Raw genomic sequence first — 14,281 nt, 5'->3', positions numbered from 1 at the left:
ATCGTTCTTATTTTGTGAATTTTATTTTAATTTTTAAGGGTTTTTGTTCCTATTAAAGGAATTTTTGAGCTTGGAATAGTATTAATTTATATAATAGGTCGAATTATGTATTAAGTAATAGGTATTTTAATATAATATTTATAAAATTAGGTTGGGGTGGGCACAGATTAGCGATAAAAACGAAAAAGTTAAGGGAACTGAGCACATATATCGTGATAAGACTGATAAAACTATTTTAAAGAAAGCACCATGGAAAGATTATAGATTACATATTACTGTGCTTTTTTTGGTTATTATTTCCGAATTTATAGGACCTGTTGAATTCAATCTTACAAAAGACATTTGTGTTGTAATTATGCCGTTGTTATATGCAATGGTTATTGGTTTGGCTTTGTTCTTATTAAAACCAGTTAAATGGATTACTAAAAAACAATCTAAAATTGCAGAAAGTGCAATGCTGTTATTTATAGGACCGTTGCTTGCAAAATTAGCAGTAGCTAGTGGTCAGTCATTCCATATTTTACTTGATGTTGGTCCTGCTTTAGTTTTACAGGAGTTTGGTAATTTGGGAACTGTATTTTTAGCACTTCCTGTGGCATTGCTTTTAGGATTTAAAAAAGAAACTATTGGTATGACTAATTCTATTGGTCGTGAAACCAATGTGGCAGTTGTTATTGATAAATTTGGATTTGATTCTGCAGAAACTAGGGGAGTTTTAACAGTATTTATTATTGGAACTGTTATTGGAACGTTATACATCAGTTTTCTGTCATGTTTATGTGTATCAGTTTTACCACTTCATCCATATGCATTTGCAATGGCAACAGGGGTAGGCAGTGCAAGTATGAATGCAGCCGCATTAGCTCCATTGTTAAATGCTTTCCCGGCAAGTATGAGTACAAATATTCAGGCATTTGCAGGATTCAGTAATTTAATTTCCTTCTGTGTTGGAATTTATTTCTGTATATTTTTAGCTATTCCATTAGCTCAAAAATTATATGCTTGGCTTGAACCTAAAATTGGAAGAGAAACTTCTGTTTCTCATTTAGAGGAGGAAAAATAATGGTTGATGTAATTGACGGTTCAGAAACAGTTTCAACACATGGTATAATTAATTGGATTTTATTATTGGTTATATTTTCAGTTATCACAGTTGTCGGAAATTGGATAGGTTATAAACATCCGATATCTGATTCCCTTATTGGAATGTTGATTTTATCTATTATAACTTTGGCCGGTTTATTGCTTGAGAGATATTTGCCATTTAATGTCTCTTCAATTATTTACATAAGTCTTATTGGTATTGCAGTTTCCATACCTATGGTACCGACTTCTCCATTTGTAGTTAAATATGTGGGACAAGTAGAGTTATTGTCTATTGTAACCGTGTTTTTGGCATATGTTGGTATTGGTATTGGTAAAAACTGGGATCAGTTCAAGGCTATGGGTTGGAGAGGTATGATAGTAACTATTTGTATCATTACTGGAACTTACCTTGGATCTGCATTAATTGCACACATAGTTTTAGTTCTAAGCGGTACACCTTGGTGTTAATTTTTAACACCATTTAAGTTAACTATTTAAGACTATTTTTACAATTTAATTATTAAGGTGTTTTATGTTTTTACAAAATATTTCCAAATTTATTTCAAACTATCGTTATGAACAGGCATCAAAAGAAACCCTTAATGTGGTAAAAGCAGCATTTATTGATTTTTTTGGAGTCACATATAGGGGAGTAAATGAAGAATCTTCTAGAATAGCTTTCAATACGATTAGTGAACTATTTTTTGGAAATATGGAGTTTGAGCTGGAATCTTCTGTTATTGGTATGCCCAATTTTAAAACAAATCTGCTGAATGCAGGTTTTTTAAATGGTATTTCAGCTCATGTTTTGGAATTGGATGATGGTCATAGAGGCGCACAAATTCATTTGGGTGCAGTTATTTTCCCAACTGCCTTGGCTATTAGTGAAGCTTATGATTTGGACGGCAAATCTTTTTTAGAAGCGGTTATTGCAGGTTATGAAGTCGGAATAATGCTGGGCCAAATTGTCAATCCTCAACATAGAAACAATGGATTTCATACAACAGGAACTGTCGGAACATTTGTTGCAGGTGCTGTTGCTTCTAAATTGCTTAATCTTGATGAAAACCAAACATTAAATGCTTTAGGTTTGTGTGGAACTCAGGCTGCAGGTCTTTTAGAGTCTGACCATAATGGGAGTATGGGCAAAGTTCTTCATGTTGGAAAAGCTGTTTATAATGGATTAATATCTGCATTTTTGGCTTTAAACGGATTCACTGGTGCCGGAACAATTTTTGATGGGGATGAAGGTTTTTTAAAAACAATGGTTTTGTCAGATAGTGATTTTTCTTTAGATGTTGCTCTAAAAAATATGGGTAAAGTTAGGGTCAGGGACATTTACTTTAAAAAATATCCGTTTTGCAGACATTTGCACTCTTCAATAGATACTGTTTTAAAACTAAAGGCAAGTATAGGTGAAGAGTATGAGCATATTGGAAATGTGATTATCAAAACATATGATGTAGCTGCTAAACATGATAATTATAATCCGAAAAATGTCGAAGAATTAAAACAGAGTTTGCCTTATGCAGTGGCCATTATGCTTGTTTGTGGTGAAATTGATTTGGATGATTTAAATCAGTTAATTGAATTTGGCCTGCTTGATAGCTATTCAACAGTTGATAAAGTTAACAGTATTAAGAATCTGGCCAGTAAAATAATCATTGTTTCTGATAGTGGATTGGATGAGCTATATCCAAATAAAAGACCATCAAATGTTATTATTAAGTTGGATGAATCTTTCAGAGGGGGAATTTTCCAAAATATTACATTATTGCCAAAAGGTGATTTTGAAAATCCATATCAATTAAAAGATTTAATTGACAAATTCAAAAGTTTGAATCCTGATTTTGATTTAAATAAATTGCTTGTTGTTGATAATATTGAAGATTATTCTATAAAACAACTTATGGAAACATTAAATGAGTAGATACTATGAAAAAAACTGAAGAATTCTTGGAACAGCTTGGAATTAAAAGAGCTTATGGCGATTTTGAATCATTTAAACGTTTTAATGATGGAGGACAGTATCGTTTTGAGGTTCCAGGAATACAATCTCCAAAAATAATGGATACCTTACTTAAGGAAGCTTCTAAAAATGAAATAACTATTCATCGTATTACTCAAACCAAAGGAATAATGCTGCTTACTGATGAAGAAATTACAGAAATGGTTGACCTGGCTAAAAAATATGAATGTGAACTTTTTTTATCTGTAGGTCCAAGAGCTACCTATGATACCAGTGCAACTGTCCATACTAAGGAAGGAAGCAGGATAGGATATCGCTTAAGAGGATATGACAATTTAGTTTATGCAATTGAAGACGTTAAAAGAGCTGCCGATTTGGGAGTTCGTGGAATATTATTATATGATGAGGGTTTACTTTGGACTTTAAACCAGATGAGAAAAGCAGGTGAACTTCCGAAATCACTTCATTTCAAAATGTCTGCACATACTGGACATGGAAATCCAGCATCTGCAAAATTACTTGAAGAAAACGGTCTTAATTCTTTCAATCCAGTTAGAGATTTGCAAATTCCTATGATTGCAGCTATTCGTAAAGCAGTGTATATGCCTTTAGATTTGCATACTGAAAATCCGAAATCAACTGGCGGATTTATCAGACATTATGAAGTTCCGAAGATTATTAAAGTAGCTTCTCCAGTATATTTAAAAACAGGAGGTTCAGTAGCACAGTCTCATAATTGGGATACTTCTGAAAAAGAAGCTATTGCTCGTATTAAACAGGTTAAACTGGTCAAAAGAATGATTGACCAATATTATAGTGATGCAATATCTTCTCCTAAAGGATCTAATGATTTATCTATTCCTGAGTGATTATATGGATATCATAGAAGATGTTTCAAATGCAATAATTAAAGCCAGTACAAATCTCTCTGAAGATAAATTCAATGCATTAAAAAAAGCCATTTCTGTTGAAGATAATGAAAATGCTTTGTGGGCTTTAAATCAAATTTTAGAAAATTATAAAGTAGCCAGTAAGACCAAATTCCCTTTATGTGATGATACAGGAATTCCTCATGTAATCATTGAAATAGGTGAAAAAAGAGAAATCACAGGGGAGTTAATAGCTCAGATTAATGAGGGAATTGAAAGAGGATTAAATAATTTGCCTGCCCGCCCTATGGCTGTTAAAGGTAATGATGTTGAGCGAATTGAACAATCAAAAGGATTGTATAACCGTCCTGGGCAGATGAAAGCAGCATCCTTTTTAATAGATTCTTTCAGTGAGGATTCAACATATAAAAGAAATATTTCTCCGGACACTTTAAACATCCATTTTATACTGGAAGGAGGAGGTCCTGAAATAAGGGCAAAGACATATAGGGTATATCATAAAAGATCAATTGAAAATGTAATTGGTACAGCTATCGGCTGGTTAAGCGAATCACTTAAAATGTTGGGATGCACTCCTTCTGTTCCTGCTGTTGGTATTGGCCGTACACATTATGAGGCATCATCATTACTGTTAAAATCAATTGTTTATGGAAATTTAGATTCCCAAAGCGATTTGGAAAATTATGTAACTCAGAAATTAAACGAAACAAATATCGGACCATTGGGTTTTGGTGGAAAAACCACAGTTTTAGGTTCATTTGTTAATGTAGGTAATCAAAGGGCAAGCGGTGTTAGAATTGTTTCAGTCAGACCTTCCTGTTTTGTAGAACCGAGAGTTGCAACATTACATTTATAATGGATTATAATTATATTTTAATTATTAAATTGAGGAAATTAAAACAATGTCGGAAAATAATTTTAAAATTAACGAGCATTCACTAAGAACAGCTATTTCTAAAGTGGAACCTGATAAAATTGTTACTAGGGGATACAATCAAAGAGATTTAATTGAAAAAATTAGATATAGTGATATGGTTTTTCTTCTTCTGAAAGGGAGATTGCCTTCAATAAAAGAGGGAAAATTATTTAATCATGTTTTAGTTTCTTTTTGTGATCACGGAGCCACTCCTCCAAGTACACAAACAGCAAGACTTGTTGCCTCTTCAGGTTCTCCGTTAAATGCTGCTGTAGCTGGTGCGCTATTGTCATTTGGACATAAACATGCAGGAGCTATTGAAAAAACCATGGAATTATACCAGTCCAAGATTGACTCTTTAATGTTAACCGGAGATGCAGATATTGACAATAAACAGATAGCTAGTTTGGCTATTGATTTATACAATGAATATATTGTCTCTAAAAATACTAAAATTCCTGGTTTTGGACACAGATATCATAATGCTGATCCAAGAGCAGATAAATTAATGGAACTTGTTATAAAAGAAGGATGTGTTGGCCCCCATACTAAATTGGCATTGGCCATTGAAGATTTGCTTTATCAAAAGAAAAACATTCGTTTAAATGTTGACGGGGCAAATGCAGCAATTTTGTCTGATTTAGGTTTTGACCCAAAATTAGGATTGGGGGTATTTATTATTGGCCGTGTTCCGGGCATTATTGCTCATATTCATGAAGAAACTATTGATGAAGATGAATTTAGACGTTTTTGTGACATTGACGACATTGTTTATGACGGTCCTGGAAGGTAGATAATATGGATTTTGATGATGTAATTAATAAAAGGTATAGTGTAAGAGGATATTTGGACAAGGAAGTTGAAGATGAAAAACTTGAATATGTATTGAAAGCAGCTACAATAGCTCCGACAGGAGTGAATAACCAGCCTTTTAAAGTGTTTGTAATTGACACTAAAAAAAATAAAGAATCTTTGTCTGAAATTTATGGGGCTAAATGGTTTGTGGAAGCTCCTTATGTATTATGTGTTGTAGCTAATGTTGATGAAGCATGGACAAGACCTTGGGACGGAAAGAACATAGCTGATATTGATGCAACTATTGTAATGGACCATATTATTTTGGCAGCTACTAATGTTGGACTTGGAACCTGTTACATTGCAGCATTTAAAGCTGATAAGGCCAGAGAATTTTTAAATTTAAATGATAATGAAGTTCCTGTATTGTTTACTCCTTTGGGATATGGAAATGCAGAACCAAGAGACACTCCAAGAAAAGAAATTGATGAATTTGTTGAATATATTTAGATTATAATGAAATTGTTTATATTAAAAGCAGATAATTCCAAGGAAATGAATAATATTTCTGAGGAATTGGCTCAAGAGAAATTTAAAATTACTCAGCAGGAAAATCATTATATTTTAATGAAAAAGAAAAGGTATGGAAATTATGCAGCACATATGTTCTTTTTATTCATTGGATTATTCCTGTTTATGCCTATGCTTATAGTTAATGTTGCATATCTGGCATATTCTTTACTTTGGACAAGTCCGAATGTTTTAATAACAACCGAAACCAAAGCCGAATCTGGAGATGCTTTGGAATTTAATACTATTGATGAAGTATTGGAAAAAGCTAATGCCATGTTTTAAGATTAACTTATAATTTTTTCTACTTCATAATCTTCTATTTTTCTTATTATTACTGGTTCATAAGTGGCTGAAGTATCATATTCTGATTCTTCACCTATTTTAGCATCAATAAAGACATGATCAACATTAGGTTCTGACAATAACATCAGCAAATCTGATATGAAATTATCATATTCCTTTTGGGTATTTTCATCTTCAAATTTAAGCTGAGGTATTTCATTAGTCCAGATGTCTTCTCCTGGACTGAATTTTCTGTCACTAACTTTTCCGCTTTCTGTTTTTGCATCTAGGATCAATGTAAAATGTTTGTTGTTAATAGTCCATACGCTTCTGTCCATTTTCATCACCTTTATCTACTATTATATTTTATTATAATATAAATATTATAAAGTTTAAAAGAAATAATCATGATTAAAGTTAAAAATATTAAATTATTGGGAATTCTGTTAGCTGTTCTGGTAATATTTTTAGGAGTTCGTCCTTTATTTACTCAGACAATAACTAATGACAGTATAGCTAGTGCAATTATTTTAGTTTTAATTGGAATTGCTTATATTGTTATTGTTGCTAAACCGCAATGGGCTAAGGCAGTTTTCTTTTTTGAAGGAATTATTATTGGAATAAGCGGTTATACTTTACTTGCTACTCCGTATAACTATTTGTTGGGTATTATTGGTCTTGCTATTGTTGTAATAGCTGTATTGGCATATCTGCAAAAATTACCTATGAGTATTTTAAAATATTTTTATAGGTAACTCCTCTTTTTTTTAACATTTCACATGTTCATGGCACCGTTATCTGACTGTATAAAATTTTACTTTTAAAATTAAACATTGCTCAATATATGCTATATTTATTTAAAATTTTCTGAACAAATTGTAATTTTCAATGTCTTTATGTTGTTTATTGTCTTAATTTTTCGATTATTCTTTTATTTTTCCTTAAATCAGTGAATTAGGGCATGTTAAATATAAATCGTAAAAGATATATATGCTTCCCAATAAAGATTAATATACCATGGTGATTAATTATGGCAGAGATATCAGAAGCTATCGCAATGATAAAAAAAGCTGAATCTGATGCTGAACAACTTATTCTTGATTCAGAGTCCAAATCTGTGGACATGATAAATGAATCAAAAATAAATGCTGAAAATATTATAAATGAGGCAAAAAAAGCAGCAGAAGAAGAAGCTAAAAATACTGTTTTTGATGCAGAAGACAAAGCTAAAAAAGAAGCACAATCTATTGCTAAAGATGGAGAAGCTAATGTAGCTTCCTTAAAAGAAAAAGCTATGGCAAATGTAGATGATGCTGCTTCTATTATTGTCAAAAATGTTTTATAGTGTGAGATTAATGTTCAAGACAGCTAGAATGCGTAAAATTAGAATCGTTACTCTTGATGAGTACATATCCCCTACTGTTAGTGCACTCCACGAACAAGGATTAGTACAAATCAACGAGATTTCTGATAGTATTCAGCAAGATCCTGAATTAGCGGAGTTAGTAACTCCTTCAAAAGCATCTGCTTTCACTGGTAAGTTATCTTCACTTTTAATGAAAACAAGTGCTATTTCTGAACTATTAGGAAATTCTTTATCCGAAGGCCATGGGATCAAAGACACAATAAAGTCTTTTATTAGTCCAGAAATGCCTATTCAAAAAGAAGTTGGGGATTTAGATACTGAAGCTTTAATAAATAAAGCAGAAGACCTTTTGGCTCAAGTTGAAAGTGAAACAAAAGTTATTGAAGGTAAATTTTCCGCACTCGACTCTGAAACAAGTGTATTGACTTCTAATAAAAGTTTAGCTAAGCGTTTATATAATTTAGACATGGACTTGGCTCTTTTAAAAGATTCTAAGTACACTTCCATAACTGTTGGTAGGATTAATGCTGAGTCTGCTTCAGAAATTGAAAGTAACTTAAGTAAATTGACTGATGAATTAGATGTTTTTATAGTCCCTAATGATGATAAAGAAACTGCAAATATTATCGTAGTGACTTTAAAAGAATTCGGCGAAGATGTTTATTCAACACTTCGTAAATTTGACTTTGAGAGAGTTGAAGTTTCCAATGTTGAGGGAACTCCACAGCAAATTATCTCAAGTGCTGATTCTAGATTGGTAACAATAGAATCTGAACGTAATTCAGCTAAAAGTGATTTAAGAGCTATTGCTGAAAGATGGGATGACGATATTTTATCTCTTAAAGAAGAATTAGAAAATGAAAAAGAAAAGAATGAAATACTTGCTGCTTTTGTTCAAACAAAAGATACCTATATGTTAGAAGCATGGGTACCTGTTAAAGATACTGATAAAGTTGAGCAATTAGTAGAAAAAAGTTCTGATGGACATTGTACCTTTGAATTAATTGATGTTGAAGGTACTGATGATGAAGATGTACCTATTTTACAAACTAATAAAGGTTATGTAAAACCTTATGAGGTTCTTGTGGATATGTATTCTCCAGTAAGATATAATGCTATAGATCCAACATTCTTTGTAGCAGTTGTGTTCCCGTTCTTATTCGGGTACTGTTTAACTGATGCATTTTATGGTGCTATTGTAGCTATCATAGGTGTTGTTTTAGTAAGGGGTATGGGTAAACTCAATGATACAATGAAATCATTCGGTTATATTCTTACAGCGTGTGGTATTTGGGCAATTATATTGGGTCTTCTAACTAATGGTTTGTTAGGAGATTTCACACAAAGAATGTTGAATTATAAGTTGCCTACTGTTGTGCCTGCTGTTGAAGCTTTTGTACATCCAGATACTATTTTAATAATAGCAATAGCTATTGGTATAATTTATACTAATATTGGTTTTGTTATTGGAGCTATCAATAATTTCAGATATGGAGAAATAAAAGAAGCTATTGGATCTCAGCTTTGCTGGTTTGTTTTAGAAGCCGGTATTATATTTTTAGTATTAGGATTTATGATGCCTGCAATAGGTATGATCGGATACGGAATTGGAGCAGTTTTAATAATTGCATGTCTTGCTATGTTAATATATGCTAATGGAGCTTATGGAGTTATGGATGTTTTCGGATTTATGGGAGATGTCTTGTCTTATGCTCGTCTTTTAGCATTATGTTTAGCTACAGGAGGTATTGCTATGACTGTAAATATCTTAACTAACTTATGTAATGATATGATTCCAGTTATTGGTATTGTTCTTGCAATTTTCATATTTATATTCGGACATATTGCAAACTTCTTGTTCCAAATTTTAGGTGCATTTATTAACTCTTTACGTCTTCATTACGTGGAGTTCTTTTCACAGTTCTATATGGAAGGTAAAAACAAGTTCCAAGCTTTCAAAGCAAACAGAACTTTTACAAAACTTAAAAATTAAAATTTTTTATTTAAATATATCAAAATTAATTATTATTCAAAGGTGAATTAAATATGGTGGATATTGCTTTAGGTACTGCTTTAGCAGCTATTGGTGCTGGAGTAGCAATTGGTTTCGCTGGATTAGGTTCCGGTTTAGGGCAAGGTATGGCAGCAGCTGGATCTGTAGGTGCAGTTGCAGAAGATAATGACATGTTTGCTAGAGGTATTATTTTCTCTGCATTGCCAGAGACTCAGGCTATTTATGGATTCTTGATTGCAATCTTATTATTAGTATTCTCTGGATTATTAGGTCAAGGAGAAGGTTTATCTACTGAAGCAGGTGTTGTAGCTATCGGTGTAGGTGCAGCTATTGGTTTCGCAGGTTTAGGTTCCGGTATGGGACAAGGTATCGCAGCATCCTCATCTGTAGGTGCTATTGTTGAAGATAATGACATGTTTGCTAGAGGTATTATTTTCTCTGCATTGCCAGAGACTCAGGCTATTTATGGATTCTTGATTGCAATCTTACTTATGGTATTCGGTGGAATATTAGGTTAAGGAGGCAATCTGTATGAGCTCAGGCACAAATAAAATTGTTGAAAGCATTAAGTCTGAAGCCCAGGAGAAAGCTGATAAAATTATTCAAGATGCACAAGCAGAAATAGCAACTATTAATAGTGATGCTGAAAAAACTGCTGAAGCAGAAAAGAATAAAATTTTAGATAATGGTAAAAAACAATCTGATATGAAATATCAGCAAATTATTTCCGAAGCTAAGATGAATGCTCGTAGAGCAGAATTAGGAGCTAAAGAAGAAGTCATTGAAGCAGCTTTTGCTAAAGCTACTGAAGATTTAAAAGCTAAAGCTTCTAGTGATGATGCAGAATATTCAGAATCCTTAATAAAAATGATTGAAGAAGCTACTGAAGAACTTGGTGGTGGAGATTTAATCGTTCAAGTTAAAGAATCTGATGTTGCGAAAGTTGAAGGTCATTTGAAAAAATTATCTGCAGACCTTGCAACTAAAACTGGTGTAAGCACAACCTTAGTATTAGGTGAACCTATTGATGCTATTGGTGGAGCTATACTCAAAACTAGAAATGGTGACATTGAAGTAAATAACACTATCGAATCTAGACTAGATAGATTTAAAGGATTATTACGTAGTGAAGTTGCTAATGTTTTATTTAAAAATTAGGAGGATAAATTATGGCTGATGAAATTGCAACACTTATTAGTTCAGCAGGTCTTACAAATGAAACTTTCTTAGTTTTATGTGTAATTGCTGTTATCGTTATAGGTGCAATAGTCGTAATCATTACATCTAGACCAATTTTGGATATTTATCCATATCTTACTCCTAGTGCAAGCGTACGTGCAAGAAAAGGAAGATTATTTGATGAAAAACAATTATCTGAAATTGTTGAAACAAACAATGTTCACGAATTTGAAAATTATCTTAAAGGTGTTCCTGATTATGCTGACGTATTAGAAGAATATCCTGTTGATAAAGCATTAGATATTCAATGTGCTGATACTTATGAATTTGTAGCAAGAATTGCTCCAAAGGAAATTAGAAGTTCTTTTGTTGTAATGTCTAAAAAAACTGATATTAATAACATTAAAAGTCTTTTAACTGCTAAAGAAGTTGGCCTTACTGAAGAAGAAACTGAAGATTTATTAATTCCACGTGGAGTTTTATATGAAGATTTACGTTCTTTAATTGATGCTGACGGAGTAACTGATGTAGTTACAAGTTTGGACGGCACAGAATATGCTGCTGTATTAGAAGATGCTCTTCCAAAATACGAAAATAGTGGTATGGTTCTTGCATTAGAATCTGCTTTAGATAAATATTATTTAGAAAGTTTATTACGTTCTTCCAATGTTCCTGCTGATGAAAATAAACAAATTTTATTCTCATATGTTGGAACTCAAGTAGATATAGCTAATCTTAAATTGATTATAAGGGCAAAAAAAGACAATTTGTCTTATGATGATATTGCTCCTTATATATTAGAAGACGGTTACCAATTACGTGAATGGAAACTTAAAGATTTAATGGAATCTCCTGATGTTACAAATGTAATATCCGGTTTAGAAGGCACTAAATACTCTGATGTATTAACTGATGCTATGGCTAAATATAATGAAAATGCTTCCATTGCAGTATTTGAAAAAGCTTTAGATGCTTACTTGTCAAAAAGTGCAAAATCTTTATCTATGAAAAAACCATTAGGAATTGGTCCAATTATTGGTTATGTAAGTCAAAAAGAAACTGAAATTAAAAATTTAAAAATTATTGCAAGAGCAAAAAGAGAAGCTGGATTCCCTAACTCTAAAATTATGGAGATGTTAATATGAGTTCTGTAGCAATTATTGGAGATATTGATGTTGTATCAGGTTTTAGACTTGGTGGAGTTAAAAGAGCAGAAGTAGCTAATTCTGCTGAAGAAGCTGTCGCAGCTTTTGATAAAATTTTAGATGAAGAAATTTCAATTATAATTATTACTCAAGTATTAGCTAACGAAATTAGAAATCATATTAATAGGAAAATTGGTTCTAGTGTATTACCAATGATAATTGAGATACCTGATAAAGACGGGTCCTCTGAAGGATCATCTGATCAAATGGCAGATCTCATCAAAAGAGTTATTGGGGTAGAGATGGTTAAATGATTATCGAAGGAAAAATTATTAAAATTGCTGGGCCTGTTATTATCGCGGATGGTATGAGAGGAGCTCAGATGTATGAAATGGTTAGAGTAGGTGAACAAAAGCTCATTGGGGAAATTATTGAGCTTGAAGGTGACACCGCTACCATTCAAGTATATGAAGAAACAGCTGGTATTCAACCAGGTGAAGTAGTTGAAAGTACTGGAGGTCCATTGTCTGTAGAACTTGGTCCTGGTGTAATGGGTTCCATTTTTGATGGTATTCAAAGGCCTTTAGAACTCATCAGAGAAGAATCTGGTGATTTCATTGCTAGGGGAGTAGATGCAGAATCTATCAGTAAAGAGAAAAAATGGACATTCAAACCAGTAGCTAAAGTTGGAGACAAAGTTAAAGGTGGAGATGTTCTTGGTGAAGTACAAGAAACTTCTGCAGTTTTACAAAAAATATTAGTTCCTCCAATGATTGAAGGTGAATTAACAAGCATTGCTTCTGAAGGTGAATACACAGTATTAGAAGACATTGCTGAAGTTGCAACTGATAAAGGTGACGAAAAAATCCAAATGCTTCAAAAATGGCCTGTAAGGAAAGGACGTCCATATGTGGATAAATTGGACCCTGATGTACCTCTTGTAACTGGTCAAAGAGCACAAGATACTTTCTTTTCAGTAGCTAAAGGTGGAGCAGCAGCTATTCCAGGTCCTTTCGGATCAGGTAAAACTGTTACCCAACAGCAATTAGCTAAATGGGCAGACGCAGATATTGTTATTTATATTGGATGTGGAGAACGTGGTAACGAAATGACTGAAGTACTTACTGAATTCCCATACCTTGATGACCCTAAAACTGGAAACCCATTAATGGACAGAACTGTTCTTATTGCAAACACTTCAAACATGCCGGTAGCAGCTCGTGAAGCATGTGTATACACAGGTATTACTATTGCTGAATATTACCGTGACCAAGGTTACGATGTAGCACTTATGGCTGATTCAACCTCAAGATGGGCTGAAGCTATGAGGGAGATTTCCGGAAGACTTGAAGAAATGCCTGGGGAAGAAGGTTACCCTGCATACTTAGCATCCAGACTTGCTCAATTCTATGAAAGAGCAGGAAGAGTAAACACTATTGGTACTACTTCTGATGTAGCTTCCATTACTGTTGTTGGTGCTGTATCACCTCCTGGTGGGGACTTATCTGAACCTGTTACTCAGAACACTTTACGTATCTGTAAAGTATTTTGGGCTTTAGATGCATCTCTTGCAGATAAACGTCACTTCCCTTCAATTGACTGGTTACAAAGTTATTCTTTATATGTAGACAGTATTGAAGGCTGGTGGGCTGAAAATGTAGCTGCTGATTGGAGAGAAACTCGTGATCAAGCTATGATTTTATTACAAAAAGAATCAGAACTTCAAGAAATTGTACAATTAGTTGGTCCTGATGCATTACCTGAAGCTGACCAAGCTACTTTAGAAACTACTCGTATGTTAAGAGAAGATTTCTTACAACAAAATGCATTTGATGACATTGATACATATTGTCCACCTGTCAAACAATACAATATGTTAAAAACTATTTTATTATTCCATAAAGAAGCTCTTGCAGCTGTTGGCAGGGGAGTTCCTATTCAAAACATAGTAGCATTACCTGTTAAAGAAGAAATTGGTAAAATGAAATACATTCCACAAGACGAATTTGCAGCTAAATGTGAAGAAATTCAAGCAGCTATTACTAAACAATGCAGTGAGGCTTAAA

At 33.1% G+C, this 14,281-nt stretch carries 17 protein-coding genes; 16 read left to right on the top strand and 1 reads right to left on the bottom strand.

Translation table 11 applies throughout. The features are described from left to right. Nucleotides 1–151 precede the first annotated feature (151 nt). The 8 genes from MSM_RS02230 to MSM_RS02195 all read left to right on the top strand — a co-directional run bounded on the left by MSM_RS02230 (nt 152) and on the right by MSM_RS02195 (nt 6,511). Nucleotides 152–1,063 (top strand): DUF3100 domain-containing protein, encoded by a 912-nt coding sequence (locus MSM_RS02230; RefSeq protein WP_011953894.1) that lies wholly within the window; start codon nt 152–154, stop codon nt 1,061–1,063. Then, a complete protein-coding gene (locus MSM_RS02225; protein ID WP_011953893.1) occupies nt 1,063–1,554 on the top strand; it encodes a hypothetical protein in 492 nt (163 codons plus the stop codon). Before MSM_RS02230 ends, MSM_RS02225 begins: the two co-directional genes overlap by 1 nt. A gap of 64 nt (nt 1,555–1,618) precedes the next feature. After that, on the top strand, nt 1,619–3,016 hold the full coding sequence (locus MSM_RS02220) for an MmgE/PrpD family protein (RefSeq protein ID WP_004032198.1): 1,398 nt from the start codon (nt 1,619–1,621) through the stop codon (nt 3,014–3,016). A 5-nt stretch (nt 3,017–3,021) separates the two neighbouring features. After that, a complete protein-coding gene (locus MSM_RS02215) occupies nt 3,022–3,924 on the top strand; it encodes a hypothetical protein (RefSeq protein WP_004032197.1) in 903 nt (300 codons plus the stop codon). Between the two features lie 4 nt (nt 3,925–3,928). Next, nucleotides 3,929–4,801, top strand: a complete 873-nt coding sequence (locus tag MSM_RS02210; protein WP_011953892.1) for a fumarate hydratase — start codon at nt 3,929–3,931, stop codon at nt 4,799–4,801. 46 nt (nt 4,802–4,847) lie between these two features. Then, complete coding sequence (locus tag MSM_RS02205) at nt 4,848–5,654, top strand: citryl-CoA lyase (RefSeq protein WP_004032195.1); 807 nt, start codon at nt 4,848–4,850, stop codon at nt 5,652–5,654. Nucleotides 5,655–5,659: 5 nt separating this feature from the next. After that, complete coding sequence (locus tag MSM_RS02200) at nt 5,660–6,166, top strand: nitroreductase family protein (RefSeq protein ID WP_004032194.1); 507 nt, start codon at nt 5,660–5,662, stop codon at nt 6,164–6,166. Between the two features lie 6 nt (nt 6,167–6,172). Beyond that, nucleotides 6,173–6,511 (top strand): hypothetical protein, encoded by a 339-nt coding sequence (locus MSM_RS02195; RefSeq protein ID WP_011953891.1) that lies wholly within the window; start codon nt 6,173–6,175, stop codon nt 6,509–6,511. 2 nt (nt 6,512–6,513) lie between these two features. Here MSM_RS02195 and MSM_RS02190 read toward each other — a convergent pair whose 3' ends face one another. Then, nucleotides 6,514–6,849, bottom strand: a complete 336-nt coding sequence (locus MSM_RS02190; protein WP_011953890.1) for a hypothetical protein — start codon at nt 6,847–6,849, stop codon at nt 6,514–6,516. 69 nt (nt 6,850–6,918) lie between these two features. Here MSM_RS02190 and MSM_RS02185 point away from each other — a divergent pair, with 69 nt between their 5' ends. From MSM_RS02185 to MSM_RS02150, 8 genes are all read left to right on the top strand, one after another. After that, complete coding sequence (locus MSM_RS02185; protein ID WP_004032191.1) at nt 6,919–7,266, top strand: hypothetical protein; 348 nt, start codon at nt 6,919–6,921, stop codon at nt 7,264–7,266. Between the two features lie 275 nt (nt 7,267–7,541). Continuing rightward, entirely contained in the window at nt 7,542–7,856 is a 315-nt protein-coding gene (locus tag MSM_RS02180) for a V-type ATP synthase subunit H (protein ID WP_004032190.1), read from the top strand. 10 nt (nt 7,857–7,866) lie between these two features. Then, the gene (locus tag MSM_RS02175; RefSeq protein ID WP_011953889.1) at nt 7,867–9,870 is read left to right on the top strand and encodes a V-type ATP synthase subunit I; all 2,004 of its coding nucleotides are present in this window, start codon (nt 7,867–7,869) and stop codon (nt 9,868–9,870) included. 53 nt (nt 9,871–9,923) lie between these two features. After that, nucleotides 9,924–10,409, top strand: a complete 486-nt coding sequence (locus MSM_RS02170; protein ID WP_011953888.1) for an ATP synthase subunit K — start codon at nt 9,924–9,926, stop codon at nt 10,407–10,409. Between the two features lie 13 nt (nt 10,410–10,422). Beyond that, the gene (locus MSM_RS02165; RefSeq protein ID WP_004032186.1) at nt 10,423–11,049 is read left to right on the top strand and encodes a V-type proton ATPase subunit E; all 627 of its coding nucleotides are present in this window, start codon (nt 10,423–10,425) and stop codon (nt 11,047–11,049) included. 11 nt (nt 11,050–11,060) lie between these two features. After that, on the top strand, nt 11,061–12,215 hold the full coding sequence (locus tag MSM_RS02160) for a V-type ATP synthase subunit C (protein ID WP_004032185.1): 1,155 nt from the start codon (nt 11,061–11,063) through the stop codon (nt 12,213–12,215). Further along, on the top strand, nt 12,212–12,529 hold the full coding sequence (locus MSM_RS02155; protein WP_004032184.1) for a V-type ATP synthase subunit F: 318 nt from the start codon (nt 12,212–12,214) through the stop codon (nt 12,527–12,529). The genes MSM_RS02160 and MSM_RS02155 overlap by 4 nt, the downstream gene beginning before the upstream one ends. Then, entirely contained in the window at nt 12,526–14,280 is a 1,755-nt protein-coding gene (locus MSM_RS02150) for an ATP synthase subunit A (RefSeq protein ID WP_011953887.1), read from the top strand. Before MSM_RS02155 ends, MSM_RS02150 begins: the two co-directional genes overlap by 4 nt. The last annotated feature ends 1 nt before the right edge of the window (nt 14,281 follow it).

The sequence above is a fragment of the Methanobrevibacter smithii ATCC 35061 genome (assembly GCF_000016525.1).
GTDB lineage: Archaea > Methanobacteriota > Methanobacteria > Methanobacteriales > Methanobacteriaceae > Methanocatella > Methanocatella smithii.
This window is presented reverse-complemented; position numbering and strand designations above follow the sequence as displayed.

What these genes read in the sequence shown, in the direction of transcription:
- MSM_RS02225 (WP_011953893.1), top strand. Translation starts at nt 1,063, where the DNA reads ATGGTTGATGTAATTGACGGTTCAGAAACAGTTTCAACACATGGTATA.
- MSM_RS02220 (WP_004032198.1), top strand. Translation starts at nt 1,619, where the DNA reads ATGTTTTTACAAAATATTTCCAAATTTATTTCAAACTATCGTTATGAA.
- MSM_RS02215 (WP_004032197.1), top strand. Translation starts at nt 3,022, where the DNA reads ATGAAAAAAACTGAAGAATTCTTGGAACAGCTTGGAATTAAAAGAGCT.
- MSM_RS02210 (WP_011953892.1), top strand. Translation starts at nt 3,929, where the DNA reads ATGGATATCATAGAAGATGTTTCAAATGCAATAATTAAAGCCAGTACA.
- MSM_RS02205 (WP_004032195.1), top strand. Translation starts at nt 4,848, where the DNA reads ATGTCGGAAAATAATTTTAAAATTAACGAGCATTCACTAAGAACAGCT.
- MSM_RS02200 (WP_004032194.1), top strand. Translation starts at nt 5,660, where the DNA reads ATGGATTTTGATGATGTAATTAATAAAAGGTATAGTGTAAGAGGATAT.
- MSM_RS02195 (WP_011953891.1), top strand. Translation starts at nt 6,173, where the DNA reads ATGAAATTGTTTATATTAAAAGCAGATAATTCCAAGGAAATGAATAAT.
- MSM_RS02190 (WP_011953890.1), bottom strand. Translation starts at nt 6,849, where the DNA reads ATGGACAGAAGCGTATGGACTATTAACAACAAACATTTTACATTGATC.
- MSM_RS02185 (WP_004032191.1), top strand. Translation starts at nt 6,919, where the DNA reads ATGATTAAAGTTAAAAATATTAAATTATTGGGAATTCTGTTAGCTGTT.
- MSM_RS02180 (WP_004032190.1), top strand. Translation starts at nt 7,542, where the DNA reads ATGGCAGAGATATCAGAAGCTATCGCAATGATAAAAAAAGCTGAATCT.
- MSM_RS02175 (WP_011953889.1), top strand. Translation starts at nt 7,867, where the DNA reads ATGTTCAAGACAGCTAGAATGCGTAAAATTAGAATCGTTACTCTTGAT.
- MSM_RS02170 (WP_011953888.1), top strand. Translation starts at nt 9,924, where the DNA reads ATGGTGGATATTGCTTTAGGTACTGCTTTAGCAGCTATTGGTGCTGGA.
- MSM_RS02165 (WP_004032186.1), top strand. Translation starts at nt 10,423, where the DNA reads ATGAGCTCAGGCACAAATAAAATTGTTGAAAGCATTAAGTCTGAAGCC.
- MSM_RS02160 (WP_004032185.1), top strand. Translation starts at nt 11,061, where the DNA reads ATGGCTGATGAAATTGCAACACTTATTAGTTCAGCAGGTCTTACAAAT.
- MSM_RS02155 (WP_004032184.1), top strand. Translation starts at nt 12,212, where the DNA reads ATGAGTTCTGTAGCAATTATTGGAGATATTGATGTTGTATCAGGTTTT.
- MSM_RS02150 (WP_011953887.1), top strand. Translation starts at nt 12,526, where the DNA reads ATGATTATCGAAGGAAAAATTATTAAAATTGCTGGGCCTGTTATTATC.